Source organism: Aeromonas sp., from assembly GCF_051657805.1.
GTDB lineage: Bacteria > Pseudomonadota > Gammaproteobacteria > Enterobacterales > Aeromonadaceae > Aeromonas.
This window is the reverse complement of the sequence record NZ_JBOFLJ010000063.1, coordinates 251,777-277,158: the sequence shown is the minus strand read 5'-3', so window position 1 is coordinate 277,158 and position 25,382 is coordinate 251,777. Positions and strand designations below refer to the sequence as shown.

The 25,382-nt window shown below is 63.6% G+C and carries 25 protein-coding genes; 17 read left to right on the top strand and 8 right to left on the bottom strand.

The features are described from left to right. The first annotated feature begins 172 nt into the window (after positions 1-172). The 3 genes from ACRCYW_RS21470 (at position 173) to ACRCYW_RS21460 (ending at position 3,211) form a co-directional block, all read left to right on the top strand. A complete protein-coding gene (locus ACRCYW_RS21470) occupies positions 173-988 on the top strand; it encodes an SDR family oxidoreductase (protein WP_438551998.1) in 816 nt (271 codons plus the stop codon). Positions 989-1,067: 79 nt separating this feature from the next. Beyond that, positions 1,068-1,754, top strand: coding sequence for a response regulator (locus ACRCYW_RS21465; protein WP_438551997.1), 687 nt, complete (start codon positions 1,068-1,070; stop codon positions 1,752-1,754). Next, on the top strand, positions 1,751-3,211 hold the full coding sequence (locus ACRCYW_RS21460) for an ATP-binding protein (RefSeq protein ID WP_438551996.1): 1,461 nt from the start codon (positions 1,751-1,753) through the stop codon (positions 3,209-3,211). The genes ACRCYW_RS21465 and ACRCYW_RS21460 overlap by 4 nt, the downstream gene beginning before the upstream one ends. Positions 3,212-3,255: 44 nt before the next feature. Here the strand turns inward: ACRCYW_RS21460 and ACRCYW_RS21455 are convergent, their stop codons facing one another. After that, a complete protein-coding gene (locus ACRCYW_RS21455) occupies positions 3,256-3,771 on the bottom strand; it encodes a retropepsin-like aspartic peptidase RloA3 (RefSeq protein WP_438551995.1) in 516 nt (171 codons plus the stop codon). A 394-nt stretch (positions 3,772-4,165) separates the two neighbouring features. Here ACRCYW_RS21455 and ACRCYW_RS21450 point away from each other — a divergent pair, with 394 nt between their 5' ends. From ACRCYW_RS21450 to ACRCYW_RS21425, 6 genes are all read left to right on the top strand, one after another. Then, positions 4,166-5,209, top strand: coding sequence for a GMP reductase (locus tag ACRCYW_RS21450; protein ID WP_438551994.1), 1,044 nt, complete (start codon positions 4,166-4,168; stop codon positions 5,207-5,209). A gap of 101 nt (positions 5,210-5,310) precedes the next feature. Next, complete coding sequence (gene earP, locus ACRCYW_RS21445; RefSeq protein ID WP_438551993.1) at positions 5,311-6,492, top strand: elongation factor P maturation arginine rhamnosyltransferase EarP; 1,182 nt, start codon at positions 5,311-5,313, stop codon at positions 6,490-6,492. Between the two features lie 44 nt (positions 6,493-6,536). Continuing rightward, positions 6,537-7,103, top strand: coding sequence for an elongation factor P (efp, locus tag ACRCYW_RS21440; RefSeq protein ID WP_349919081.1), 567 nt, complete (start codon positions 6,537-6,539; stop codon positions 7,101-7,103). Positions 7,104-7,300: 197 nt separating this feature from the next. Continuing rightward, positions 7,301-7,909 carry a DUF2238 domain-containing protein gene (locus ACRCYW_RS21435; RefSeq protein ID WP_438551992.1) on the top strand — a complete coding sequence of 203 codons (609 nt, stop codon included), beginning with the start codon at positions 7,301-7,303 and terminating at the stop codon, positions 7,907-7,909. A gap of 114 nt (positions 7,910-8,023) precedes the next feature. After that, positions 8,024-8,773 (top strand): DUF3530 family protein, encoded by a 750-nt coding sequence (locus ACRCYW_RS21430; RefSeq protein ID WP_438551991.1) that lies wholly within the window; start codon positions 8,024-8,026, stop codon positions 8,771-8,773. A 116-nt stretch (positions 8,774-8,889) separates the two neighbouring features. After that, complete coding sequence (locus ACRCYW_RS21425) at positions 8,890-9,846, top strand: D-2-hydroxyacid dehydrogenase (RefSeq protein WP_438551990.1); 957 nt, start codon at positions 8,890-8,892, stop codon at positions 9,844-9,846. A gap of 73 nt (positions 9,847-9,919) precedes the next feature. Here ACRCYW_RS21425 and ACRCYW_RS21420 read toward each other — a convergent pair whose 3' ends face one another. Together ACRCYW_RS21420 and ACRCYW_RS21415 are read right to left on the bottom strand one after the other, a co-directional pair. Beyond that, a complete protein-coding gene (locus tag ACRCYW_RS21420) occupies positions 9,920-10,393 on the bottom strand; it encodes a YMGG-like glycine zipper-containing protein (RefSeq protein WP_438551989.1) in 474 nt (157 codons plus the stop codon). Between the two features lie 258 nt (positions 10,394-10,651). Beyond that, on the bottom strand, positions 10,652-12,169 hold the full coding sequence (locus ACRCYW_RS21415; protein WP_438551988.1) for a diguanylate cyclase domain-containing protein: 1,518 nt from the start codon (positions 12,167-12,169) through the stop codon (positions 10,652-10,654). 290 nt (positions 12,170-12,459) lie between these two features. On the opposite strand from ACRCYW_RS21415, the gene ACRCYW_RS21410 reads away from it, so the two are divergent. Together ACRCYW_RS21410 and ACRCYW_RS21405 are read left to right on the top strand one after the other, a co-directional pair. Next, complete coding sequence (locus ACRCYW_RS21410) at positions 12,460-13,062, top strand: nitroreductase family protein (protein ID WP_438551987.1); 603 nt, start codon at positions 12,460-12,462, stop codon at positions 13,060-13,062. A 117-nt stretch (positions 13,063-13,179) separates the two neighbouring features. Continuing rightward, positions 13,180-14,637, top strand: a complete 1,458-nt coding sequence (locus ACRCYW_RS21405; RefSeq protein WP_438551986.1) for a diguanylate cyclase — start codon at positions 13,180-13,182, stop codon at positions 14,635-14,637. A 37-nt stretch (positions 14,638-14,674) separates the two neighbouring features. Here ACRCYW_RS21405 and ACRCYW_RS21400 read toward each other — a convergent pair whose 3' ends face one another. Together ACRCYW_RS21400 and ACRCYW_RS21395 are read right to left on the bottom strand one after the other, a co-directional pair. After that, on the bottom strand, positions 14,675-15,346 hold the full coding sequence (locus ACRCYW_RS21400; RefSeq protein ID WP_438551985.1) for an HAD-IA family hydrolase: 672 nt from the start codon (positions 15,344-15,346) through the stop codon (positions 14,675-14,677). Next, a complete protein-coding gene (locus tag ACRCYW_RS21395; protein ID WP_438551984.1) occupies positions 15,343-15,588 on the bottom strand; it encodes a hypothetical protein in 246 nt (81 codons plus the stop codon). The genes ACRCYW_RS21400 and ACRCYW_RS21395 overlap by 4 nt, the downstream gene beginning before the upstream one ends. A 132-nt stretch (positions 15,589-15,720) precedes the next feature. Between ACRCYW_RS21395 and ACRCYW_RS21390 the strand changes: the two genes are divergently transcribed. Continuing rightward, positions 15,721-16,620 (top strand): LysR family transcriptional regulator, encoded by a 900-nt coding sequence (locus ACRCYW_RS21390; RefSeq protein WP_438551983.1) that lies wholly within the window; start codon positions 15,721-15,723, stop codon positions 16,618-16,620. A 93-nt stretch (positions 16,621-16,713) separates the two neighbouring features. Here ACRCYW_RS21390 and ACRCYW_RS21385 read toward each other — a convergent pair whose 3' ends face one another. From ACRCYW_RS21385 to ACRCYW_RS21375, 3 genes are all read right to left on the bottom strand, one after another. Next, complete coding sequence (locus tag ACRCYW_RS21385) at positions 16,714-17,400, bottom strand: cold-shock protein (protein WP_438551982.1); 687 nt, start codon at positions 17,398-17,400, stop codon at positions 16,714-16,716. A gap of 101 nt (positions 17,401-17,501) precedes the next feature. Then, the gene (locus ACRCYW_RS21380; protein ID WP_438551981.1) at positions 17,502-18,068 is read right to left on the bottom strand and encodes an isochorismatase family cysteine hydrolase; all 567 of its coding nucleotides are present in this window, start codon (positions 18,066-18,068) and stop codon (positions 17,502-17,504) included. Positions 18,069-18,218: 150 nt separating this feature from the next. After that, entirely contained in the window at positions 18,219-19,382 is a 1,164-nt protein-coding gene (locus tag ACRCYW_RS21375; RefSeq protein WP_438551980.1) for an FAD-dependent monooxygenase, read from the bottom strand. Between the two features lie 254 nt (positions 19,383-19,636). Here ACRCYW_RS21375 and miaB point away from each other — a divergent pair, with 254 nt between their 5' ends. The 5 genes from miaB to lnt all read left to right on the top strand — a co-directional run bounded on the left by miaB (position 19,637) and on the right by lnt (position 25,321). Continuing rightward, positions 19,637-21,070 carry a tRNA (N6-isopentenyl adenosine(37)-C2)-methylthiotransferase MiaB gene (gene miaB / locus ACRCYW_RS21370; RefSeq protein ID WP_438551979.1) on the top strand — a complete coding sequence of 478 codons (1,434 nt, stop codon included), beginning with the start codon at positions 19,637-19,639 and terminating at the stop codon, positions 21,068-21,070. A gap of 43 nt (positions 21,071-21,113) precedes the next feature. Continuing rightward, positions 21,114-22,157, top strand: coding sequence for a PhoH family protein (locus ACRCYW_RS21365; protein WP_438551978.1), 1,044 nt, complete (start codon positions 21,114-21,116; stop codon positions 22,155-22,157). Beyond that, positions 22,154-22,618 (top strand): rRNA maturation RNase YbeY, encoded by a 465-nt coding sequence (gene ybeY / locus ACRCYW_RS21360; RefSeq protein WP_438551977.1) that lies wholly within the window; start codon positions 22,154-22,156, stop codon positions 22,616-22,618. Before ACRCYW_RS21365 ends, ybeY begins: the two co-directional genes overlap by 4 nt. 96 nt (positions 22,619-22,714) lie before the next feature. Further along, positions 22,715-23,596, top strand: a complete 882-nt coding sequence (corC, locus tag ACRCYW_RS21355) for a CNNM family magnesium/cobalt transport protein CorC (RefSeq protein ID WP_438551976.1) — start codon at positions 22,715-22,717, stop codon at positions 23,594-23,596. 195 nt (positions 23,597-23,791) lie between these two features. Further along, positions 23,792-25,321: an apolipoprotein N-acyltransferase gene (gene lnt, locus ACRCYW_RS21350; protein WP_438551975.1), complete on the top strand. Its 1,530-nt coding sequence runs from the start codon at positions 23,792-23,794 to the stop codon at positions 25,319-25,321. Positions 25,322-25,382 lie beyond the last annotated feature (61 nt).

The following is a 25,382-nucleotide window of genomic DNA, read 5'->3' as shown; positions in this document are numbered from 1 at the left end:
TTTTTGTCCCTAACCCCCTCTGAGGGCCACGAGACTCTCTTCTCGCCCCCTTAAGGCTTCCTTAAGCCTCACCCATTAACCTTGAGAGCAATGGGCCAGGTAGCGGCTATCCCCGATGATCGTCCTTGCCCGCTCGCCGCCCTTAGGCCTGCACTCAGATGGACACCTCACCATGAACCTGCAAGGAAAATCCGTGCTGCTCACCGGCGCCAGTGGCGGCATAGGGGAAGTGCTGGCCCAAGAGCTGGCGGCGCAAGGGGCTCACCTGCTGCTACAGGGGCGCAAGGGCGCCGCACTGGAGCGTCTGCGTCAGGAGCTCCCCCACCCGGAGCGCCACCAGATAGCGATAGCCAACCTCGCCCTCGCCGCCGAACGCGCCCAGTTGTTGCAACACCCGGCTCTGGACGAGGGGCTGGATGTGCTGATCAACAACGCCGCCACCCTCCAGTTCGCCTGGCTGGAGGATCAGAGCATGGAGCAGGTGGAACGCCAGCTGCGCCTCAACGTGGAAGCCCCCATCCAGCTCACCCGCGCCCTGCTGCCGAGGCTGCGCAGGCCCGCCATCATCATGAACATCGGGGCCAACCTCGGCGCCGTCGGCCATCCGGGTTACAGCGTCTATTGCGCCAGCAAGTTTGCCCTGCATGGATTTAGCGAGGCCCTGGGCCGCGAGCTGGCAGGCTCCGGCATCCGGGTGCTCCATTTCGCCCCGCGCACCACCCGCACGCGGCTGGATTCCGAGGCCGCCTACGCCATGCACCTGGCCATCGACACCCCCATCGACAGCCCCTATGAAGTAGCCGAGCTCGCCATCATAGCCCTGTGCAACGAGACCCGTCGGAGCTGGCTAGGCTGGCCCGAGAGGCTGATGGTGCGTCTCAACGCCCTCTGCCCCTGGCTCATCGACTGGCAGATGGCCCGCAAGGCGCCGCTCATCGAACGCTATGCCCGCCAAGGGCCCGGTGACGCTCAGCACAACGCCCGGTGAGGGTCCCCTGCCACCCCTTATGATGTAAACTGAGGCCGCCCACCTCTGGGGCGGCCTTGAGCTATGGAGAACGACGACGATGCGGATCCTGCTGGTGGAGGATGATGTGATGCTGGGTGATGGCATGCAGGATGCCCTTCGCCACAGTGGCTACACGGTGGATTGGTTGCAGCAAGGGCTACCGACCCTGGCGGCCCTCAAGAGCGATGAATTTGCCGCCATGATCCTGGATCTCAACCTGCCGGACATCGACGGCCTCAGCCTGCTGCGCAAGCTGCGCCGGGAAGGCCACCAACTGCCGGTGTTGATCCTCACCGCCCGCGACGCCCTGGATGACAGGGTGGTCGGGCTGGACGCCGGCTCCGATGACTACATGGTCAAACCCTTCGCCCTGCAGGAGCTCAATGCCCGCCTGCGGGCCCTGGTGCGCCGCAGCAAGGGGCAGGCCCAGGCCAGCCTCAGCTACGGAGAGATCCTGATCCAGCCGGACGCCCAGCAGGTCAGCTACCGGGGTGAGACTGTCAGGCTCACCCCCCATGAGTACAAGATCCTGCTGGAACTGGTGAGCCACTCTGGCCGGGTGCTGAGCAAGGAGCAGCTGCAGCAGAGCCTCTACGGCTGGGACGAGGGGGCCGAGAGCAATGCAGTGGAGGTGCACATCCATCACCTGCGCAAGAAGTTCTACCCCGAGCTCATCCGCAACATCCGCGGCGTCGGCTACATAGTGCCCCCCCTGGACAACCCGCCGAGGGACACCCATTCATGACCCGGGTCCGCTCCATCCGTCGCTTCCTGCTGTCGGGGATCCTGGCCCTGGTCAGCGTCAGCCTCGCCGTCAGCGGCTTCATCGGCTATCTGGAGGCCAACCACGAGATGGAGGAGCTGTTCGATGCCCGTCTCGCCCAGTCTGCCCGCATCACCAATCAGCTGCTCAAGGGCTACATGGCCCAGCACAGCCGCCTGCCCGAGGGGGGAGCCATCTATCAGGAGTGGGAGCAGAGCGCCCCCGAGCCCTACCAGAAAGACACCAGCCTCAATCTGCTGGCGCGGGATCGGGAGTTCACCCCCTACGGCCATGAGTTCGAACGCAATCTCTACTTCCAGTTGCTCAACGAGCGGGGGGATATACTGCTGCGCTCACCCAGTGCGCCGACCCAGCCACTGACCACGTTGGAGCGCGGTTTCAACAGCGAGACCAAGGATCACCACGAGTGGCGCACCTTTACCCTCTACAACGAGGAGGAGGGCACCTGGCTCATCGCCGCCGAGCGGGATGACGAGCGCGGCGAGCTGGCCAGCACCATGGCCACCCTGACCATGCTGCCACTATTCATCACCCTGCCCTTCCTGCTCGGCCTGCTCTGGTGGCTCGTCTCGACGGGACTCTCCCCCCTGCGCCGGGTCGCCCAGGCCATCAGCGAGCGTCACCCCGCCAACCTGAGCCCGCTCACCCTGACCATCAAGGCCAGGGAGCTGACCCCCATAGTCAACGAGATCAACCGCCTGATGCACACCCTGGCGGACACCATAGCGCGGGAGAAACAGTTCACCAACGAGGCGGCCCACGAGCTGCGCACCCCCCTGGCGGTGCTGCGCATTCACAGCGAGAACCTGATGGCCGCCGAGGATGAGCACGAGCGCGAGCAGGCCCTGCGCAAGATGTTGCTGGCCCTGGATCGCAGCGATCGGCTGATCCGCCAGCTGCTGACCCAGGCCCGCATCGACAACCAGCAGGCCCTGGCCCTGGTACCCCTCGATCTCAGCGCCCTGCTGCAGGGGGCCCTGGCCGCCCTGGCTCCCCTGGCGCTGAAGAAGGGGCAGCAGCTCTCCCTGGACGGGGAGGAGCATCTGCAGGTGATGGGCCAGGCCGTGCTGATGGACCTGATGTTCAGCAACCTCATCGACAACGCCCTGCGCTACACCCCGGCCGATGGCGAGATCGCCGTCCTGGTCACCTCGGAGGGGAATCGGGTGAAGGTGGACATCCGGGACAGCGGCCCCGGCATCCCGGCCTCGGCCTTGCCCCGTCTGTGCGAGCGCTTCTATCGGGTCAATCCCCAACAGGGAGATGGCGTGGGCCTTGGCATGGCCATAGTCCGGCGCATCGCCGAGCTCCACGGGGCGGATCTGGATGTGCACAACCGCCCCCAGGGCGGGCTCGAGGTCAGCATCTGGCTCCCCATCCCCCACCCCGCCAGCGCCCCTCTCCACCAGCACCAATAGAAAACGGCCCCGCGGGGCCGTTTTCATTCACAGAAGCGAGGACGCTAGTCGCAACTCGGTTGCACCGTGAAGGTGCGGGCGGAATCCACCGGCCCCAACTCCGCCAGCAGGCGCCGCCCCAGCAAGACCGGATAGTTCATGTCGCTGCGATCCCGCAGGGTGAACCACTCCTTGTAGACCTTGTTCCCCAGACAGATGGACATGGTGACCGTGGGCCTCTCCTCCATGCCGCCGGCACCGCGCACTGTGACGGTGCGTTCCACCGGCCGCTCCAGGGTCTGGCGCACCTCCTTGTCCGTGTTCGCATCGGTCAGCGCCAGGGTGAAACGCACCCAGGGCTTGCCGTCGCGCTTGAAGTGCTGCAAGGAGCGGGCATCCATCGAGGAGGTGAGGGCGCCGGTGTCGAGCTTCATCTTCACCGCCACCCCCTTGCCCGCACGGGTATCCGGCATGATCAATCCCTTCTCGATCCAGCCATAAACATCGGGGGCCGCATAGGCTGCCGCAGGCAAGCAGAGCAGGGTCAGTAACAGCCAACTGGCCTTCGGTGATCCGAGCATGATTGTTTCCTCATCGGCCTCTGGTGGCTCGCCCTGCCAGAGTGAGCAGGAGCAAGGGGACTGTCAACTGACAAGATCCCCTCGGCCGGTCCGGGGCGGCCATGAAGGGCTCTACGGCCAAGTCCAGCGACAGCGACTGACTCCAGAGGGACATTGCGAACGGTAGGGGGTGAGATGATGCTATGAAATGGGGCTGGATGAAACCTGTCACTACCCTCAGGTTGTGACGCCAAAGGCTACCACAAGGATTTGCAAATTATCAGTCTTGTTCTTAAGGGATTTTTGCCTAGACTGTTGTAAACCGGAGGCCTTGAAAACCTGCGGTTTTTTTGTGCCTGCCGAAAATTTGCCACTGCAAAGTGACGCACCAACGAGGCTCAAAAAGGAATTCGCAATGCGTATCGAAGAAGACTTGAAGCTCGGTTTCAAGGATGTACTGTTCCGCCCCAAGCGCTCTACTCTCAAGAGCCGTTCCCAAGTCAGCCTGACCCGTCAGTTCACCTTCAAGCACACCCAGAGCCAATGGCAGGGGGTGCCCGTCATCGCCGCCAACATGGATACCGTGGGCAGCTTCGCCATGGCCCGCACCCTGGCCGGCTTCGAGATGATGACGGCGGTGCACAAGCACTATAGCCTCGCCCAGTGGCAAACCTTCGTGAACGAAACCGACCCGGCCCTGCTCGGCCACATCATGGTCTCCACCGGCACCTCCGAGGATGACTTTACCAAGACCCGCCAGCTCCTTGCCATGTCAGAGGCCCTGCGTTTCATCTGCGTGGACGTGGCGAACGGCTACTCCCAGCACTTCGTCGAGTTCCTGCGCAAGATCCGTGAGGCCTGCCCGAACCACGTCATCCTGGCGGGCAACGTGGTCACCGGCGAGATGGTGGAGGAGCTGATCCTCTCCGGCGCCGACATCGTCAAGGTCGGCATAGGGCCGGGCTCCGTCTGCACCACCCGGGTCAAGACCGGGGTCGGCTATCCCCAGCTTTCGGCCATCATAGAGTGCGCCGATGCGGCCCACGGCCTCGGCGGCCAGATCGTCGGTGACGGCGGTTGCACCTGCCCGGGTGACGTGGCGAAAGCCTTCGGCGGCGGCGCCGACTTCGTGATGCTGGGGGGCATGCTGGCGGCTCACGAGGAGTGCGGCGGCGAGATCGTCGAGGTGGACGGATCCCCCTTCATGAAGTTCTACGGCATGAGTTCGTCCAGTGCCATGGACAAGCACGCCGGCGGCGTCGCCGACTACCGTGCCTCCGAGGGCAAGACGGTGCTGCTGCCCTACCGCGGCCCGGTGGAGAACACGGTGCGCGACATCCTCGGCGGCGTACGCTCCACCTGCACCTATGTGGGCGCCAGCCAGCTCAAGGAACTCACCAAGCGCACCACCTTTATTCGGGTACGTGAACAAGAGAACAACGTCTACGGAAAGGAGTAAGTTCCTCTTCGGCCAAGTGCCGACCGTTAGGACCTCAACCACCGGTGTGCTACCCTGCGCACCGGTTTTTTTATCTCTTTTTCGTATCCGGTGATGTATCCATGACGACCCCTGCGCCTCTTTCTCTGCCCCCGTTTGACTGGGATATCTTCTGCTGCGTCGTGGACAACTTCGGCGACATCGGCGTCACCTGGCGACTCGCCAGCCAGTTGCAGCGGGAAGGTCGCGGCAAGGTGCGGCTTTGGGTGGACGATCTGGCGAGCTTCGCCCGCATCTGCCCCGGGCTGGATCCCGCACAGGATAGTCAGTGGGTGGAGGGCATCCATATCCAGCACTGGCACACCGTCCTGCCCGCCGATGTCATCCCCGCCAGGGTCGTCATCGAGGCCTTCGCCTGCGAGCTGCCGGCTCCCTTCGTGCAGGCCATGGCCGAGCAGAACCCCCCTCCCTGCTGGATCAATCTGGAATACCTCTCCGCCGAGGCCTGGGTCGAGGATTGCCACGGCCTCGCCTCCCCCCAGCGGGTCGGCAATACCAGTCTGAACAAATATTTCTTCTTCCCTGGCTTCACGGCCAAAACCGGGGGCCTCTTGTGCGAGCAGGGGCTGATCACGGCGCGGGAGCGGTGGCAGCAGGACGAGGCAGGCCTAAATGCTTACTGGGCCGGCCTGGGGTTAGCGCCCAAGGCGGATGACGAGCTGAGGATAAGCCTCTTTACCTACGAAAGCGCCGCCCTCAGGAGTCTGGTGGCGACCTGGTGCCAGAGTTCGACCCCGGTCACCCTGTTGCTGCCGCTGGGACGCTCCCTCAACGACGTGCTCATCGGCGCCGGGCTGGAAGGGGCCACCGCCGACGCGGGGGATCTGCTGCAGGCGGGGAGCCTGTGCATCAAGCTGCTGCCCATGACGGATCAGGCTGGCTACGATCGGCTGCTGTGGAGCTGCGATCTCAACCTGGTGCGCGGGGAAGACTCCTTCGTGCGAGCCCAGTGGGCCGCCCGCCCCTTCCTGTGGCACATCTACCCCCAGGACGACGAGGCTCATATCGCCAAGCTGGACGATTTCCTCGAGCACTATCTGGCGGCGCTGCCCGCAGAGGCCGCCCGGTGGCTGCGCGACTTCAGCCACGCCCTCAACCACGGGCAGGATGTCGGCGAACTCTGGGTGCAATGGCCGCAATACGCCACCATTTGGCAACAACATGCGCGAGCCTGGTCACATAAGTTGCTCGCCGACGGGGATCTCGTCACTCGGCTGGTGAAATTTTTAGAAAGCCGTATATAATCTGGCAGTTTTTATCTGCCCGTATACGAACAGGAATTTTTTACATGAAAACCGCACAGGAAATCCGCGCTGGTAACGTCGTCATGATCGGTACCGAGCCGATGGTGGTCCAGAAAGCCGAATTCAACAAATCCGGCCGTAACTCCGCCGTGGTCAAGATGAAGCTGAAAGGCCTGCTGAACGGCAGCGCCACCGAGACCGTATTCAAGGCTGACGACAAGCTGGAAGTCGTTCAACTGGAGCGTAAAGAGTGCACCTACTCCTACTTCTCCGACCCCCTGTATGTCTTCATGGATACCGAGTACAACCAGTACGACGTCGAGAAAGACAACCTGGGTGACGCGCTGAACTACCTGGTAGACGGCATGGAAGATCTGTGTGAAGTGACTTTCTACAACGAGAAAGCCATCTCCGTAGAACTGCCGACCACCATCGTTCGCGAAGTCGAGTACACCGAGCCGGCCGCCCGTGGCGACACCTCCGGTAAAGTGACCAAGCCGGCCCGCCTGAAGGGCACCACCTACGAGCTGGCCGTTGCCGCCTTCGTAGAGATCGGCGACAAGATCGAGATCGATACCCGTACCGGCGAGTTCAAGCGTCGCGTCAACTAATTTGACCGCTGAAACCCGTTCGGACAAAAAAGCGAGCCCAAGGCTCGCTTTTTCTTTATCTGCCCAGGACCCCTCGTGGTTCAGCCAGGGTCCATGACGTTCCGCCCGGGATAGGAGAAAATGGGATTGCCCCTTTTCATTGGGGCCGATTGCGGCTACATCATGAAGTCAGGTTTCTTCTCCCTCACAGGCGCCCTATGACATCTTCTCAAAAAATCCTGCTGTTGTTGCTCACGCTGGCTCTGCTGGTGATCTCCGGCTGGCACCCCTATGACAGGCTGACCTGGCTGCTGGAGGTGATCCCCGTGCTCATCGTCATGCCGCTGCTGATCCTGAGCCATGAGCGCTTCCCCCTCACCACCCTGCTCTATCTGGGGATCACATTGCACGCCGCCGTGCTGATGCTGGGGGGGGCCTACACCTATGCCAGGGTGCCGCTCGGCTTCGATCTGCAGCAGTGGTTCGATCTCGGCCGCAACCCCTATGACAAGATTGGCCACTTCTTCCAGGGCTTCGTGCCCGCCATCGCCTGCCGGGAGATATTGCTGCGCGGCCACCATGTGCAGGGCAAGCGCATGCTGGCGTTTCTCGTCGTCAGCGTGGTGCTGGCCATCAGCGCCAGCTATGAGCTGATCGAATGGGGCGCGGCCCTCGCCCTCGGCCAGGGGGCCGACGAGTTCCTCGGCACTCAGGGAGATCCCTGGGACACCCAGTCCGACATGTTCTGCGCCCTGGTCGGCGCCATCAGCGCCCTGCTGATCCTGACCCCATTGCACGACAGGCAGCTCGCCAGGCTCCACCGCTGAGGCAAGCGGGGAAGGGATAGCCCTTCCCCGCTCATCGTCTGTCACTTCATCGCCGCGCATTCCCCTTCAGAAAACGGGCCAGCCGCCGCTAACCCAGTGAACCCGGGAGCGCATATGGTCAAATCATCCTTACTGCTGTTGTTGAGCCTGCTGGCAAGCACCGCCTTGCCGGCCAGCGAGATCACGCCTCCCGCCCCCCTGGATCACTGGCAGGCGGGCGACTGGAAAGGGATCCCGGACAGTACCCAGGTGGACAAGCAACGGGTACTGTTCGCCAAGCACGACGGCGGCAGCTATCTGGGGCTGGCCATCCTCTTGCCGGACTGGCAGCGCAGCGGCCAGCTCTGGCAGCTGACCCGGGCGCTCGGTCGCCTCGGCTTCGATACCCTGCTGCTGCTCCCCTCCCCCCAGCAGTTCGAGCTGGATCCGGCCGCCGAAAAGAAGCAGAAGGCCATCGACAGCTTCCGCCAGCAATTCGCCGAGCGGATCGTCAAACTGAGCGACGCCAAGCTGCAGGAGGGGGGCTTCAAGCTGCTGCTGGCCCAGGGTACCAGTGCGGCCTGGGCCGCCAACCTCATCGCCAGCGAACAGCTGCCCGCCCCCGACGCCCTGGTGCTGCTGGACGGCTTCTTCCCCAATCAGCAGAGCAACCAGACCCTGGCCAAACAGGTGGCCCAGGCCAGCATACCGACCCTGGACCTCTATCAGGAGGAAGGGGGGCGCTGGCCCCTGCTGGCGGCCGAGGCGAGGCGCAGCGAGAGCCGCCGCAGCCACAAACTCAACTACCGCCCCTATGCCCTGATGGAACTCGAGGAGACCCCCGGCCGCATCCAGGGCTGGTTGACCCATCTCGGCTGGATCTGACCCGTCAAGGGTCGATCAGAGGATCCCGGCCAGGCTGCTTCACGGCCAACAGTCAGCACACTGGTCATCCCGCCCCCCTTTTTGGCATCATGGCCTCATCAACGGCAGGAGGCTTCATGCAGCAAATCGTGTTTCTCGACAGCGACACCCTGGACGCCGGCATCAAGCTGGGTCGCCCCGACTTTCCCCATCACTGGCAAAGCTACTCCACCACGGCACCGGATCAGGTGGTGGAGCGGCTCAAGTGCGCCAGCATCGCCATCATCAACAAGGTGCGCATCGGGGCCGCCGAGCTGGCCGAGCTGCCGGAACTCAGGCTGATAGCCCTGGCGGCCACCGGCAGCGACAACCTGGATCTGGAGGCCTGCCGCGCCGCCAACGTCGCCGTGTGCAACATTCGCAACTACTCGGGCCCCTCGGTACCCGAGCACGCCATGGCACTCATGCTGGCCCTGTCACGCAACCTGTTCGCCTGGCGCCAGTCCCTGCTGGAGGGACGCTGGCAGCAGAGCGGCCAGTTCTGCTTCTTCGATCACCCCATCTCGGATCTCCACGGCAAGCGCCTCGGCATCATCGGCAAGGGCACCCTGGGGCAGGCCCTGGGCCAGCGTGCCAGCGCCATCGGCATGGAGGTCTTCTACGCCCAGAGCCAGGTCGGGGCCCCGGGAGACGACGACCGCCTGCCCCTGGAGGCCCTGCTGCAGAGCTCGGACGTCATCAGCCTGCACTGCCCCCTCACTCCCTATACCCGCCACCTGATCGGCGAGCGGGAGCTGGCCATGATGAAACCGGAGGCCCTGCTCATCAACGTGGGCCGGGGCGGTCTGGTGGACGAGCAGGCACTGCTGATGGCGCTCGCCAACGGCCGGCTCGGCGGCGCCGGCTTCGATGTGGCGAGCCAGGAGCCGCCCCCGCCGGATCACCCGCTGATGCGGGCCCTGCAATACCCGAACTTCATCCTGACCCCGCATGTGGCCTGGGCCAGCGAGGAGTCCATGCAGCGCCTCGCCGATCAGCTGATCGACAACATCAACGCCTTCGCCATCGGCCGGCGCCAGCATAGATTGGTCTGAAGACCGGGCTGATGAGCCGCGAGCAGGATCGAAAAAGGGGCCATGGGCCCCTTTCTTGTGGTGTGCGATTGGATCAATCGTCGTCATGCCATCTGTGCTTGCGGTGCTTTTTGTATTTCTTGTGGTGCTTGTGATAGCGCCTGTCGTCGTAATAGCGATCGTTCCTGCTCTCGTGGCCGTCACCGGTTCTGGCCCCGATGGCCGCGCCACCTGCGCCGCCCACCCCAGCCCCGATCAGGCGACCCGTGTCACCCCCCACGCTCTTGCCGATGGCGGCACCGCCGAGGGCCCCGACCGCGCCACCGATGGCCGCTTCGTTCTTGTTGCCCTTGTTCGCCGTGGCCGCGCCGCCGGCGGCGCCACCCACGGCAGCCCCCACCAGGGCACCGGTGTCACCGCCGAGCTGCTTGCCGATCATGGTCCCCGCCACCCCGCCGAGGCCACCCCCCAGCACGGTATTGAGATCTTCCGAGGCCAACGCCGGGCCCGCCATCAACAACGCACCCAACAGCACCATCGCGCCCATGCCGTGTTTTTTCGCGTCCATGGAGTACTCCTGTCAAACCTGATTGATTATTTTCCTGCACTATACAAAGCGGCGGGCGCGCCGCTACTGGATCTGCGGGAACTCAACTGCCAGGCAGAGTGTCGCCCCCCCGCGACAGGACCCGATGAAATAGGCTAACCAACTGAAAATTAGTTAAAAAAAAAGGTCACAAGAGAAATCATCCCCCCCGTGACCGGTTTTTCGGGTGCATGGGCCCGTTTTCCCCCCTCAACGCTCGGACAGATCCTGTCAGCAGCCTCAGGATCCGGACCCAAGGGGAGCGAGATGCCAGCAGTCCCGCCCACTGTGCTTGCTCCGATAGAGACACTCATCGGCCAGTTCGAACAGCTCCTTGGTCTCATCCGGATAGCGGGCCCCACCCGCGCTCAGGGTGATGGACGACTTGAATTCCCGCCACTGCAAGCTCCGTACCCTCGCCAGCAGATGAGTCAGGCGCTGCTCCACCTCTGCTCCCCCCCAGGGCAACAGGGCGGCGAATTCGTCCCCGCCGATGCGATAGACCCGGCGGTCCCCCAGGGTACGCACCATGATGGTGGCCACCCGGCACAACACCGCATCCCCCACGCTGTGTCCCCAACAGTCATTGACCCGCTTGAAGTTGTCCACGTCGAACAGCACCAGCCAGTAAGGGGTGTCGGATTGCTCGAACTCGGCCCTGTCCTGCTCGAAGGCCCGCCGGTTCATGATGCTGGTGAGAGGGTCGCACAGCAGGGCATCCTGTTTCTGCAGCAGGCTGGTACGCACCTGATCTATCTCTCCCAGGCTGTCATGCACGAACCACACCGGCTGCTCCGTGGGGATCATGGCCCCGCCGCTGCGACGGATCCCGCTCAGGGTCTCTTCCACCAGGGTCTGCTCCTGGCGGAATATCCTGATCAGGAACAGCAGGCTGCAGAGCCAGGTGGTGAGCAGGGCCAGGGCGGGCAGTACCACCATCAGCAGGGTCTCCCACAGGCTGTCGTTGAACACCGCCGGCGGCAGATAGAGGTTGAGATCCCAACCGATGTTCTCCAGCGGCACCTTGAGGTGAACGCCGTGCAGGCTGGCGCTGCAGCCGGTGATCTCGGCCGGGATCGCAGTGCCTTCGGCAGGCAGCAGCGCCATGTTGTGTCCCACCACCAGCTGGCCGCTGTCACGGTTCGTGAGGTAGATGGCCACCGGCTTGTTGCCCATGGCTCTTTGCAGCGCGTGCTGGAGCGACTCGAACGACATGTCCACCATCAGCAGCCCCAGCAACCCCTGCTCATCCAGGACCCGCTTGATCAGGGTCAGGCTCTGCTTGTCGGAGCCAAAGTCCGGGTACGGGCCGAACCAGATCAACTCCTCGCTGTCGCTGGCGAGCGCCCGATACCAGGGTCTCTGCTGCGGGTGGTAATCCGCAGGCAGCGGCCTGTCCGGGTAGCTGCTGATCCGCTGGGTGCGGGCGTTGTAGAAGTAGAGGAAGTGGGCATCCCGCTTGAACTGGTGGGCGATGGCCCAACTCGGATTGACGGCGGAGCGACCACGGGCGATGGCCTCCTTGTCGAGGGACGCCTCCAGCACGGCGAGCTGGTTCTGGTTGCGCAGCGCCATCTCCTGGAGCAGGGTGGCGTCGATGGAGACCAGCATCTGCTCATAGCTCCCCACGGTCTTGGCGATGCTGCGCTGGTAGCTGGTGAAGGCCAGCAGCAGGGTGGCGATCAGCACCAACACCCCGAGCAGCACGGAGAGCGGGGTCAGCACGTAGTAACGCTGTTTCAGAATGCAACTCGTCATCCAACCTCCACAAAATGCTACCGAATGTGGATTCTATGGTGGAAACGATTGCCCAGAAAATGATTGAAATCATTAACCGTCAAGGTTATTGACTTAAAAGACATCAACGCGATCCAGGTCGCTATCCCGCTTTTCCGATGTGCATATCCACAATTAGTGGAAACAGTCATCACCTCAGGTTGACGGCAAATGGTTTGAGGGGTGTTATAGTCGAGCCTTCGAGAAATCGGAGCCAACTGGCCTTAACGACCGCGTCTGGCGACCACGATTAATCACACAAAGGAGATGTTATGAGCAGTCCATTTATCGAACAGATTAAGGTACGTCGTTCCATCTATGCCCTGGGTGACCAGGTTTCCCAGACCCCGGCGCAACTGACCGCCCTGATCCAGGATGCCGTCAAGCAGAGTCCCTCCGCGTTCAACTCCCAGAGCTCCCGCGCCGTCATCCTCTTTGGCGAGCAGCACCACAAGGTGTGGGACATCGTCAAGGCGGAGCTGAAGAAAATAGTGCCGCCCGAAGCCTATGCCCAGAGCGAAGGCAAGGTGGATGGCTGCTTCCGCGCCGGTTTCGGCACAGTGCTCTTCTTCGAGGACACCGACGTCATCAAGGGGCTGCAGGAGCAGTTTGCGCTCTACGCCGACAACTTCCCGGTCTGGTCCGAACACTCCACCGGCATCGCCCAGTTCTCCGTCTGGACCGCCCTGGCCCAGGAAGGGATTGGCGCCACCCTGCAGCACTACAACCCGCTGATCGACGAGGCCGTGCGCAAGCAGTGGGATCTGCCCGCCAGCTGGCGCCTGCGCGCCCAGATGCCCTTCGGCAGCATCAAGCAAGCGGCCGGCGACAAGACCTTCATCGATGACGACGTGCGTTTCAGGGTCTTCGGTTAATCTCCCCCGCGCCCCCTCCCCGAGGGGGCGTTTTCCCATCGCCCCGCTCCCTGCCTTTTTCCATTTCCTGCATCCATACTCTGTGGCAACGCCACCAGTGACCGCGAGGAGAACCTCATGAGGGAGGCCGGACATCCGCATGTCTCACCCAGACTCTATCCCCTGTTTGCCTTCCTGTGCGTCACCACCCTGATCCTCGTCTTCTCCCTGCTCGGGATCTTCACCCGTCCCCCCGACCTGCTGGCCGCCTTCTGGCCCGCCAATGCGGTGCTGCTCGGCATCATGCTGCGCTATCCACGCCTGGCCTCACCGGCGGGCTGGATCGGGGGGATCGCCGGCTATCTGCTCGCGGCCCTCTTCACCGATGACAGCGCCATCAAGACGACGCTGCTGACCCTGGGCAATCTGGCGGGCGTCGGGGTCGGCTACCTGCTGTTTCGCCGCCTTGATCACGAGGATGTCCGGCTAAGACGCCCCACCTCCATCGTCTATCTGCTGTTGATCACCATGGCGGCGTCCCTGGCCGCCGGGCTGGTTGGCGCCCTCGTCAACCCATTGCTGTTCAAGGGGGACATGCTCTACGGGCTCGGCTTCTGGTTTGCCAGCGAGCTGGTCAACTACATGGCCATCTTGCCGGTCATCCTGACCCTGCCCCCGTTAGCCGTCCTGGCCCAGTGGCGCATCGACTTCTATCGGCCCAGCATCTCCTGGGCCAACATGCTGCCGCTATTGAGCTTCCTTGCCACCCTGCTGCTGGCCCTGCTGATCGAGGGACCTGGCTCCATCGTCTTCCCGGTGCCCGCCCTGCTGTGGTGTGCCGTCACCTATTCGCTGTTTACCACCAGCCTGCTCTCCCTCTGTTTCAGCTCCCTGACCCTGCTGGCACTCTCCTACGGCTACCTGACCATCAACCACGATGCCCAGACCCAGTACTGGATGTTCTCGGTTCGCATCGGTCTCATGCTGATCGCCCTCACTCCGCTCACCGCCGCCAGCATCATGGCCGCCCGCAACGCGCTGTTGAGCAGGATGGAGCACCTGGCCCATCACGATCACCTCACCGGCACCCTCAATCGCACCGGCTTCTGGCCGGTGGCCCAGGCCATGCTGGCGACTCACGAGCAGCGCCAGCACCCCATCGCGGTCTGCATGCTGGATCTGGACAACTTCAAGCGCATCAATGACACCCATGGCCACGAGGCCGGTGACACCCTGCTCAGGGCCTGCACCGAGGCGGTGCGACAACACCTGCGCCAGGGGGATCTGTTCGCCCGTCTCGGGGGAGAGGAGTTTGCGGTCCTGCTGCCGGCGGCCACCCAATCCCAGGCACTGGAGGTGGTCGAGAGGTTGCGGGAGAGAGTAGCCGGGCTCAGCGTGATGGATGAGACGGGCCGGCCAGTCGGCGCTACCATCAGCATCGGCATGGCCTGTCAGCAGCGCGGCACCTACAACCTGGACAGGTTGCTCTCCCGCGCCGATCAGGCGCTCTATCAGGCCAAGCGCAATGGCCGCAACCGGGTGGAACTGCATGAGGATTGTGGGCAAGAGAGGGTCGCCCACCCGCTCGGGGCCTGAGGGTTCCCCCCAGGCCCCAGGCCGTGTGCCAACGAGTTCAGCCGCACAGACGCTTTAGTTGCCCTGTCAGCGCAAGCCGCAGACCCTGTGCCTCTTCTGTGACCCGGATCTGGCGCCAGTCATCGACCCAGCCGCTCACCCTGGCATTGAGCAAGCTATCGCCCCCTATCTGCACCACCCGGCAACCGGCATGCAGGGCGCTCGCGATGCCGGCATGGGCATCCTCGAACACCAGGCAGTCGGCGGGATCCAGGCCGAGCCGGGCCGCCGCCAGCAGATAGGGCTCGGGATCCGGCTTGCCCCGCACCACGTCATCTCCGCCAACCATCAACCTCGGCAGCGGCAATCCGGCGTCGGCGAGCCGACCCCGTGCCACCCGCTTGCTGGCGGAGGTGACCAGGGCCCAGCGCTCGGCTGACAGGCCATGGAGCAGGGCGCTCGCCCCCTCGATGGGTTCTGCCACCCCCGAATGCGCGAGTTCCAACTCGTCCAGCCGGGCCATCTCCTGCACCATGTCCAACTGGGGCGCCAGCGCCTCGATCACCTCTTTTGCCCGCACCCCGTGGCACATGGCCAGCACGGGCTCGGGGGCCAGCCCATGGTGCTGGCACCAGAGTCGCCACACGGTCTCCACCCCAGCGGTCGACTTGACCAGGGTTCCATCCATGTCCAGTAGCAGGGCCCTGGCCCGCAAGGCAATGGAGCTCATGTCGCCGCTCCCGCCAGCCTGGGTTCGACACCGGACAGGGAGCTGGCGAGCGCCTGACGCTGAGCCCTCGCCTCATAGCAGGCCAGAGCCTGTTCGGTATCGCTCGCCCATACCAGCAGGGGGGCCACCACAAACCCCTGTGACAACAGACTGGTCAACAGCTCCCCCGTCTCGGCCGCCGCCAGCGGCTGGGCCATGATGAGGCTTCCCTTGATTAGAAACAGATAGCGTTCGCTTTGCATGATGTGACTCCTCGTTCCCCGTTCGGGTCGACTCCCGACCCGCTGCAACACCATTAGAACAAGGCCAATAGATAATTTATAATCAATAAATCGCCACATTTGATAATCAAACGGAATGGATAACCAAACGGAATGAAATTCGATCTGAGGCAGTTGCACGCCTTCGTGACCCTGGCCGAGACGGCCAACTACCGGGAGGCCGCCAACCGGCTGTTCGTCACCCAGCCGGCGCTCACCAAGCAGATCCAGGGACTGGAGCAGGCCCTCGGCAGCACCTTGTTCAACCGGGGACGCCACGGCGCCGAGCTGACCGCCATCGGCGTTCAGCTGCTCAGCCAGGCCCGCGCCCTGGTCGATCACGGCAAGGAGTTCGAACGCCACGCCCTGGCGCTGGCGAGCGGTCTCGCCGGACGGCTCAAGATGGGGTTCGGCCTGTCGAGCTTCGTGCTGGCCCCCTCCCTGGTGGCCCGTTTCAAGCGACAGGCCCCCGATGTGATGGTGCACCTGCAGGACATGCCCTCCGCCATCCAGCACGAGATGCTGCTCTCCGGCCAGCTGCAGGTCGGTTTCATGCGAAGGCCAGAGGCGCCACAGTTGCACGAACACAGGCTGCTGACGGACAGCCTGGTGTTGGCGGTGCCGACCCAGCTGATAGGGCCGGACCCCGCCGCCTTCGATGTGGAGCGGGCCCTGGTGCAACAACCCCTGCTGCAGATGGTGGGTCATCGCTGCCCGGGTCTCACCCAGCAGATCGCCAACTTCCTCGGCGCCAACCGCCTGACCGGCGTCATCCAGGAGGCGGAGGATATTCAGACCCTGGTGGCCCTGGTGGCGGCCGGCATAGGCAACGCCATATTGCCCCGCAGCGTCAGCTTTATCGCAGGGCCCGATGTCACCCTCTATCCCCTCTCAGGCCCCTATTCACAGTGGGAAATAAGCCTGGTGTGGAATGCGAGCTTCGCCGACCCCATCCGGGATCAGTTCCTGGCGCTGGTCAAGACGGCCCACCCGCAGGTCAGGCCCGCCACATGACGTATGAGCACCCAAGCATTCCGTTCATCCGGGCAGGGTTAAAAGGCCAGTCAGCCTGGGTGGGCTGACCCTTTTGCTAATGGGGTCGGTGACTCAACGGCCGCACCACTGGCTTTCACAAGGAATGCCGTTTCCTCTGCCATGGCCATCCATCTTGGTATTGGGGCAATTTTGCAAAAACCAGGTTGCCTCCTCACAGGAGGTCATCTGGGAGCAGTACTGCCTGCCATCGCATTGGCGAACAAAGGTGGGGGCCGGCGGGGCGCTCGCAAAAGCGCTCACCCCGGCGCCCGTGGGTGAGGATACAGGCTGCGGTGAGACCGACTCGGCCGAGAAGCGGGAATAGATTGAAAACAGACCCGCCAGCACCAGCAGGGGGATCAGCTTGCCCTGCCAGCTGCCCTTACGCCTATGGGCAGGCTGCAGGCGAGATCTCGGTGCCGCGCTCTGCCCCTTGGAGGGAGTCACGGCGGGTGGCAAGCGGCTGGATCCATTGCCCGTGGACAAGGGCCGATCCGGCGCCGGACTGAACCCATCCGCCAGCGACAGGGGACGGTCGGGGAAAAACACCTGCATGGCGCAGGGCTTGCCGTCCTTGCCGGTACCGAGCCGATAAGAGACGCGCTCCCCTGGCTCGGGCAGCCTGCCGTCGAAGGTCAGGGAGGATACGTGCACGAAGAGATCCCCATCTCTCTGCTCCTGCTGTGACTGTGACTGCTGCCTGATAAAGCCAAAGCCGCGCTGGGTGTTCCAACTCGCGATTTTTCCTTGATAGCGCATGCCCTCATCCTTGTGGTCAGCGGTTTTTTACCATCTTGCCCAAAACAACGTGGTTTCAACAGCGGCCCATGAGCAAAATGTGAGCGACTCGATAGGGTGCGTCAGCTCAGTTGGGCCACCTTGATGATCTCGGCGATGCGTCCAAGCTGGCGCAGGGAGCCGTGATGCTCCATGGCATCGGCGGCGGCGCAGGCGTCCTCGAGGATGGTGATGGCGTAATCCCGATCGTGTCCATCCCGGGTGGCGGCCTGGATGGCCCAACTGGTACTGACACCACAGAGATAGAGGTGATCGATCCGGTTGGCCCGCAGCGCCGGCTCCAGCGCCGTGCCGTAGAAGGGGCTGACCCTGGGCTTGGTCAGCACCAGATCGCCGGGCTGCACGTCCAGATCGGGGTGAAAATCCGTGCCGCCGCCGGCCAGGGACAAGGCGCCTAACCGCTGGGCCCGGCCAAACATGGGGGAATTCTTGGGCTGCAGCAGATAGTGCTGGTCAAAGCCCACCTTGATAAGGATCACCAGCCAGCCCTGGGCGCGGGCATGGGCCAGCGCCTGGTTCGCATGCTTGATGGCATCCTGCTCCACCACGTGGGCCGCCGAGGCGGCGATGCGCCCGTCCGGGTGAGCGATGTCGTTGATAAAGTCGATCACCAGCAGTGCCTTGTTCATGGTTTGCTCCACGATTGTCGGATTTCGTTCGGCCCTTGCGGCATCGGCATCACCAGCGGCACCGCGTCAGGCCATATAAAATACCAAGTGCATCAACCCTGCAGCTTGATACTCCACCAGAGGATCAATGGGCAGTGCAGCACACTGCCTTTATACCAACCCCAGGGCGTAGCGCAGCGCCATCTCCTTGAGGGGGCCCGCCTTGTCCGCCAGATTCAGCGCCAGATTGCGGGCAAGTCGCAGGGGGCCTATCTCGTTGCTGAAGACCCCGTAAAAGAGATCCATCCCCGACTGCATCAGCAGGTTGTCCGGGCGGCGACGACGCTCGTAGCGCTCGGCCAGCGCCATCTCATGCCAGTCGCTGCCCGCCTTGGTGAGCAGTTCCACCCAGCAGGCTACGTCCTTGAAGCCGAGGTTGACCCCCTGCCCCGCCAGGGGGTTGATGGTGTGGGCCGAGTCCCCGAGCAGCAGCACCCGCCCGGCGTGGTAGTCATTGGCATGGCGGCGCACCAGGGGGAAGCTGCCCTTGCCGGTGACGGTGAAGCCGCCGAGCCGGGCCGGGAAATGGCGGCGCACCTCGGCCGCCAGGGCCTCGTTGCTCATGGCGGACAGGGTGCGGATGCGGGCCGGGCTGTCGTACCACACCAGGGAACCGTGTTGGCCTGGCAGGGGCAGGAAGGCGCGCGGGCCGCTCGGGGTGAACTGCTGCCAGGTGATGTCTTCCTGCTCGAACTCGGTGTCGATATTGATCAGCATGCAGTGCTGGCGGTACTCGAAGCGCGACACGCCGATGCCGGCGAGGCGGCGGGTGTGGGACTCGGCACCGTCGCAGGCCAGCACCCAGCGCGCCCGCAGCTCGGTGCCGTCATCCAGCAGCAGGGTGGCGTGCTCCCTGTCCTGAATAAGGCTCTGCACCGCTGCCGGGGTATGGGTCTGGATGCTCGGGAAATCTTCCATTCTCTTGAGCAGAGCGAGCTGCACCAGCCGGTTCTCGATGATGTAGCCGAGCTGGGGCAGCCCCAGATCGACGGCGTCGAAGCGGGTGGCGAAGCCGTCCAGCTCCCAGGTATCCAGCCGGCGATAGGGGCACAGCCGCATCTGCTGCAGGTGTTGCCAGGCACCGGCCTGGGCCAGCAGGGCCACCGAGGCCTGACTGATGGCGGAGACCCGCAGATCCAGCGGCTGCTCGGGGGCATAGGGCTCGGGCAGCCGGGTCTCGATGACCCGCACGGAGAGGCCCTGGCCCGCCAGCAGACAGGCGGTGGCGGCCCCCACCATACCTGCGCCGACGATGGCGATATCGCAATGTTCCATGACGTACTTCCTGAAATGGGCGCCCCGCACAAGCATAGAGGGGCTAAACCGAATGGGGGCATGATAGCGCAAGGAGGGGGGATAAACAGTGAGAGAGGCGGCGAATTGCCTTGCTCCATCAAGGGCAAAGCCGCTGTTGACGCGGCCGGCCAGCCCCCGGGCCCGCCGGATATTAACTAGTCAGCCCCGCCATTGCGGAGTAAAATGCCCGGTCCTTTGACCCTGTCGATAGCAAAAAACAGTCAAGAGTAGCGATGAGCAAGAAACTTCATATCAAGACCTGGGGCTGCCAGATGAACGAGTACGACTCGTCCAAGATGGCGGACCTGTTGGACGCCAGCCATGGTTATCAGCTGACCGAGGAGCCCGCAGAGGCCGACGTCCTGCTGCTGAACACCTGTTCCATCCGCGAGAAGGCCCAGGAGAAGGTGTTCCACCTGCTCGGTCGCTGGAAGAAGCTCAAGGCCAAGAAGCCGGGTCTGGTGATCGGGGTGGGCGGCTGCGTCGCCTCCCAGGAAGGGGACAATCTGAGAAAGCGCGCCCCCTATGTGGACATCGTCTTCGGCCCCCAGACCCTCCATCGCCTGCCCGCCATGATCAAACAGGTGCAGGAGGGCCATGGCGCCCAGGTGGACATCGCCTTCCCCGAGATCGAGAAGTTCGACAACCTGCCGGAGCCCCGCGCCGAAGGCGCCACCGCCTTCGTCTCCATCATGGAAGGCTGCTCCAAGTACTGCTCCTTCTGCGTGGTGCCCTACACCCGCGGCGAAGAGGTGAGCCGGCCCCTGGATGACGTGCTCTACGAAATAGCCCAGCTCGCCCAGCAGGGGGTGCGCGAGGTCAACCTGCTCGGCCAGAACGTCAACGCCTATCGCGGCCCCACCTTCGAGGGGGATGACTGCACCTTCGCCGAGCTGCTCAGGCTGGTTGCCGCCATCGACGGCATCGACCGCATTCGCTACACCACCAGCCACCCCATCGAGTTCACCGACGACATCATCGAGGTCTATCGGGACACCCCGGAGGTGGTCAGCTTCCTGCACCTGCCGGTGCAAAGCGGCTCGGATCGCATCCTGACCATGATGAAGCGACCCCACACCGTGCTGGAGTACAAGTCCAAGATCCGCCGCCTGCGGGCCGTGCGTCCCGACATCACCATGAGCTCGGACTTCATCGTCGGCTTCCCGAACGAGACGGACGAGGACTTCGAGGCCACCATGAAGCTGATCGAGGAGATCAACTTCGACATGAGCTTCAGCTTCATCTACAGCCCTCGCCCCGGCACCCCGGCCGCGGACCTGCCTGACGATGTGGACATGGAGGTGAAGAAGGCCCGCCTGACCCGGCTGCAGAACCAGATCAACCACCAGTCCATGCTCATCGGTCGCGCCATGCTGGGCTCGGTGCAGCGCATCCTGGTGGAAGGCCCCTCCAAGATGGATCCCATGCAGCTCAGCGGCCGCACCGAGAACAACCGTGTGGTCAACTTCGAGGGCTCCCACCGCCTCATCGGCGGCTTCGCCGACGTGGAGATCACCGACGTGCGCCCCTTCTCCCTGCGCGGCCGTTTCATCCGCGGCGAGGACGAGATGAACCTGCGTATCGCCACGGCGCCGAGCGAGATCCTGGCCCGCCGCCCCGACAACGTGCCCGATCCCCTGGGCGTTGCGGCCTTCACTCCCCATTAATCTCTCTTCCCTTTCGGGGGAAGAGCCTTGAGACGAGGTCAATTTGAGCCGACATATCGCGACCCTGAACCTGCACCTTGAGCCCGCCGACAACCTGCGGCTGGCCAGCCTGTGCGGACCCTTCGACGACAATCTCAAGCAGTTGGAGCGTCGCCTCGGCGTCGAGATCAGCTACCGCGACAACCACTTCCAGCTGCTCGGCAAGCAGGCGCAAATCGATGCCGCCGCCGTCATCCTCAAGCACCTCTATGTGGAGACCCAGCCGCTCAAAGGCGGCAAGGTGACCGACATCACCCCGGAGATGGTCCACCTGACGGTACAGGAGTCCCGGGTACTGGAGCAGGATGAAGAAGAGGCCCCCAGCCTGCCCTACGGCAAGGAGGTGACGGTCAAGACCAAGCGCGGCCTCATCAAGCCGAGGAGCCCGAACCAGGCCCAGTACATCGCCAACATAGTGCGCCACGACATCAGCTTCGGCATAGGTCCGGCCGGTACCGGCAAGACCTATCTAGCTGTGGCCGCAGCGGTGGACGCCCTGGAGCGCCAGGAGATCCGCCGCATCCTGCTGACCCGCCCGGCGGTGGAGGCGGGGGAGAAGCTCGGCTTCCTGCCGGGGGATCTCTCCCAGAAGGTGGACCCCTACCTGCGCCCCCTCTACGACGCCCTGTTCGAGATGCTGGGCTTCGAGCGGGTGGAGAAGCTGATGGAGCGCAACATCATCGAAGTGGCGCCGCTCGCCTATATGCGCGGCAGAACGCTCAATGACGCCTTTATCATCCTGGACGAGGCTCAGAACACCACCACCGAGCAGATGAAGATGTTCCTGACCCGTATCGGCTTCAACTCCAAGGCGGTGGTGACCGGCGACATCACCCAGGTGGATCTGCCCCGCAGCACCAAGTCCGGCCTGCGCCACGCCCTGGAAGTGCTGCAGGGGGTCGATGGCCTCTCCTTCAACTTCTTCGAGTCCAAGGACGTGGTGCGCCACCCCGTGGTGGCCCGCATCGTCCAGGCCTACGAGGCGTTCGACGCCCAACAGGCGGCCGACAAGGCCGCAGTCAACACCAATAAAGAGAGTGCCCAATGAGCCTGATCCTGGATCTGCAACTGGCCTGTGCCAACCCGGAAGGTCTGCCCACCGAAGCCCAGCTGCAAGGCTGGCTCGAGGGCACCATTCTCGGCTTCCAGGAAGAGGCCGAGGTGACGGTGCGGCTGGTGGATGAGGCGGAGAGCCGAGAGCTCAACCACAGCTACCGCGGCAAGGACAAGCCCACCAATGTGCTCTCCTTCCCGTTCGAAGCCCCTCCCGGCATGGAGCTGCCCCTGCTCGGGGATCTGGTGATCTGTCGTCAGGTGGTGGAAGCCGAGGCCATCGAGCAGAACAAACCCCTCATGGCCCACTGGGCCCACATGGTTGTGCACGGCAGTCTGCATCTGCTAGGTTATGACCATATCGAGGACGAGGAGGCCGAGGAGATGGAGCAGCTCGAGCGCGACATCCTGCAGGAGATGGGCATCCCCGATCCTTACCTCGACGACGAAGAGTGAGGCCAGGGGGATGGTCAACCGATTGAAACAGTCGGCCGCCATCCTCATAGTGCCGAGACAACGACCCTGTGTTCACACGAGTAACCAAGAGAGAAAATGACCGACGATCACCCTAGTACCGGCTCGCCGAAGAAAACCTGGCTCGACAAGCTCAGCCAACTCTTCCAGGGCGAGCCAAAAGACCGCAATGATCTGGTGGAAGTCATCGCCGATGCCGAAGAGCGAGACCTCATCGATCAGGACACCAAGGACATGATCGAGGGCGTGCTCGAAATTGCCGAGCTGCGCGTGCGTGACATCATGATCCCCCGCTCCCAGATGGTGACCATAGAGAAGTCCCAACCGGTGGACGAGTTCCTGCCGGTCATCATCGAATCCGGCCACTCCCGCTTCCCGGTGATCAACGAAGACAAGGATCATGTGGAGGGCATACTGCTCGCCAAGGACCTGTTGCCGTTCGGTTTCGGCGGCCAGCACGCCAGCGAGCCCCTGCAGCTCGAGCAGATCCTGCGCCCCACGGTGATAGTGCCTGAGAGCAAGCGGGTCGATCGCCTGCTCAAGGAGTTCAGGGAAGAGCGCTACCACATGGCCATAGTGGTGGACGAGTTTGGCGGTGTCTCGGGTCTGGTGACCATAGAAGACATCCTCGAGCTCATCGTCGGCGAGATCGACGACGAGTTCGACGACATCGAGGACGAGCCGGAAGAGATCCGCCGCATCAGCAAGCGGGTCTTCTCCGTCAGCGCCCTCACCGAGATCGAGGACTTCAACGAATTCTTCGGCACCCAGTTCAGCGATGAAGAGGTGGATACGGTGGGCGGCCTGGTGATGCACGCCTTCAGCCACCTGCCGAAGAAGGGGGAAGAGATCGAACTCGACGGCTACCTGTTCAAGGTGATGCATGCGGATCGTCGCCGCCTGCAGCAGCTGCAGGTGAAGATCCCGGAGAATCACGCGGCCGCCCAGCCGGAGTCCTGATCTCTCCCGCCCCGGATCTGACGTTCAACGCCCCTGCCAAGGGGCGTTTGTCATGCTGCCAGGCCCCTTTCTCCTTCGCTCCCCCCTGCCACCGCCCCTCGATACCCGGCCGCCGGGAGGCTCGCCGTTGGCACCGTTTGCGGTTAAGATGTCGGCCACTTAACTTTATTCAGTCCAATTCGAGCCCCTAGCCCAGTGAAATCCAAATTTCTGACCAGCCTGTTTGCCCTGGCCTCCGGTGCCATCGCCGTCCTGGCCTTCTCTCCTTTCGGCTACTGGCCCCTGGTGATCCTCTCCCTGCTCGGCCTCTACGCCCTGCTGGACAAGGCAAGCCCCAAACAGGCGGCCTGGCGCGGCTTCGGCTACGCCATAGGGCTCTTCCTGCCGGGCCAATGGTGGATCCACGTCAGCATGACGGAATTCGGCGGTATCCCGCTGCCGGCGGCCTTCGTGCTGCTGGCCGGGCTTTGCGCCTACCTTTCTCTCTACCCGACTCTGGCCTGCTGGTTGTTTGCCCGCTTCTTCAGCGGCCGCCACTGGAGTCGCTGGTTGCTCGCCTTCCCGGCCCTCTGGCTCGGTGCCGACTGGCTGCGGGGCTGGGTGATGACCGGCTACCCCTGGCTCTGGTTTGGTTACACCCAGATCGACGGCCCCCTCAAGGGGTTCGCCCCCATCCTGGGGGTGCAGGGCATCACCCTGGCGCTGCTGCTCTCTACCTCCGCCCTCTGGCTGGTATGGCAGAGCCGCAAGCCGTCCTGGCTGCTGGTGCCGGTCGCCCTGGTGGGTGTGGCGCAAGGGCTGATGCAGCTCAGCTGGGTCACCCGGGGCGAGCCGGTCAAGGTGGCCCTGGTGCAGGGCAACATCGCCCAGTCCCTCAAGTGGGATCCGGAGGCGTTGATCCCCACGGTGCGCACCTATCAGGATCTTAGCCGCGAGAATCAGGATGCCGACATCATCGTCTGGCCGGAGTCCGCCATCCCGGCCATCGAGAAGGAGATGGGCACCTATCTGGAGAGCCTGGACAAGGCGATGAAGGTGAACGACACCGGCCTGCTGGCGGGGATCATCCACTACGACCTCCAGCAGCAGCGCTTCTACAACACCGTGCTCGGCATGGGGGTGCAGGACGCGGCGGGCAAGGAGTCCTACCACTACGAGCACAAGAACCGCTACTACAAGTACCACTTGCTGCCCATCGGCGAGTTCGTGCCGTTTGAAGATCTACTGCGCCCCATAGCCCCCTTCTTCAACCTGCCCATGTCCTCCTTCAGCCAGGGTGACGAGGTGCAGCCGAATCTCATCGCCAAGGGGCTCAAGTTCGCCGCCGCCATCTGCTACGAGATCATCTTCCCGGACGAGGTGCGCCGCAACGTGCAGCCGGATACCGACTTCCTGCTGACCGTCTCCAACGACGCCTGGTTCGGCACCAGTATCGGCCCCTGGCAACACATGGAGATCGCCCGCATGCGGGCCCTTGAACTGGCCCGTCCGCTGCTGCGGGACACCAACACCGGCATCACAATCGTCACCGAGATAGACGGCAGCATCCTGGCCCAGATCCCGCAATTCGAGGCCGGCGTGCTGAGAGCCGAGGTGCGTCCGGCCCACGGCCAGACCCCTTACCTGCGCTTTGGCAGCTGGCCCATGTACGGCATCGCCGCCCTGCTGCTGGGTCTGGGGCTGGCCCTGCGCCCCCGCGCCCATCCCTGGGCCCGCAAGGGCTGAGCCGCTGCCGGCCGATAGCCATCAATAGAAAGAGGCGCCCCTGGGCGCCTCTTTCTATTGA

Coding starts and splice junctions, on each gene's coding strand:
- ACRCYW_RS21470 (WP_438551998.1), top strand. CDS start 173: ATGAACCTGCAAGGAAAATCCGTGCTGCTCACCGGCGCCAGTGGCGGC.
- ACRCYW_RS21465 (WP_438551997.1), top strand. CDS start 1,068: ATGCGGATCCTGCTGGTGGAGGATGATGTGATGCTGGGTGATGGCATG.
- ACRCYW_RS21460 (WP_438551996.1), top strand. CDS start 1,751: ATGACCCGGGTCCGCTCCATCCGTCGCTTCCTGCTGTCGGGGATCCTG.
- ACRCYW_RS21455 (WP_438551995.1), bottom strand. CDS start 3,771: ATGCTCGGATCACCGAAGGCCAGTTGGCTGTTACTGACCCTGCTCTGC.
- ACRCYW_RS21450 (WP_438551994.1), top strand. CDS start 4,166: ATGCGTATCGAAGAAGACTTGAAGCTCGGTTTCAAGGATGTACTGTTC.
- earP (WP_438551993.1), top strand. CDS start 5,311: ATGACGACCCCTGCGCCTCTTTCTCTGCCCCCGTTTGACTGGGATATC.
- efp (WP_349919081.1), top strand. CDS start 6,537: ATGAAAACCGCACAGGAAATCCGCGCTGGTAACGTCGTCATGATCGGT.
- ACRCYW_RS21435 (WP_438551992.1), top strand. CDS start 7,301: ATGACATCTTCTCAAAAAATCCTGCTGTTGTTGCTCACGCTGGCTCTG.
- ACRCYW_RS21430 (WP_438551991.1), top strand. CDS start 8,024: ATGGTCAAATCATCCTTACTGCTGTTGTTGAGCCTGCTGGCAAGCACC.
- ACRCYW_RS21425 (WP_438551990.1), top strand. CDS start 8,890: ATGCAGCAAATCGTGTTTCTCGACAGCGACACCCTGGACGCCGGCATC.
- ACRCYW_RS21420 (WP_438551989.1), bottom strand. CDS start 10,393: ATGGACGCGAAAAAACACGGCATGGGCGCGATGGTGCTGTTGGGTGCG.
- ACRCYW_RS21415 (WP_438551988.1), bottom strand. CDS start 12,169: ATGACGAGTTGCATTCTGAAACAGCGTTACTACGTGCTGACCCCGCTC.
- ACRCYW_RS21410 (WP_438551987.1), top strand. CDS start 12,460: ATGAGCAGTCCATTTATCGAACAGATTAAGGTACGTCGTTCCATCTAT.
- ACRCYW_RS21405 (WP_438551986.1), top strand. CDS start 13,180: ATGAGGGAGGCCGGACATCCGCATGTCTCACCCAGACTCTATCCCCTG.
- ACRCYW_RS21400 (WP_438551985.1), bottom strand. CDS start 15,346: ATGAGCTCCATTGCCTTGCGGGCCAGGGCCCTGCTACTGGACATGGAT.
- ACRCYW_RS21395 (WP_438551984.1), bottom strand. CDS start 15,588: ATGCAAAGCGAACGCTATCTGTTTCTAATCAAGGGAAGCCTCATCATG.
- ACRCYW_RS21390 (WP_438551983.1), top strand. CDS start 15,721: ATGAAATTCGATCTGAGGCAGTTGCACGCCTTCGTGACCCTGGCCGAG.
- ACRCYW_RS21385 (WP_438551982.1), bottom strand. CDS start 17,400: ATGCGCTATCAAGGAAAAATCGCGAGTTGGAACACCCAGCGCGGCTTT.
- ACRCYW_RS21380 (WP_438551981.1), bottom strand. CDS start 18,068: ATGAACAAGGCACTGCTGGTGATCGACTTTATCAACGACATCGCTCAC.
- ACRCYW_RS21375 (WP_438551980.1), bottom strand. CDS start 19,382: ATGGAACATTGCGATATCGCCATCGTCGGCGCAGGTATGGTGGGGGCC.
- miaB (WP_438551979.1), top strand. CDS start 19,637: ATGAGCAAGAAACTTCATATCAAGACCTGGGGCTGCCAGATGAACGAG.
- ybeY (WP_438551977.1), top strand. CDS start 22,154: ATGAGCCTGATCCTGGATCTGCAACTGGCCTGTGCCAACCCGGAAGGT.
- corC (WP_438551976.1), top strand. CDS start 22,715: ATGACCGACGATCACCCTAGTACCGGCTCGCCGAAGAAAACCTGGCTC.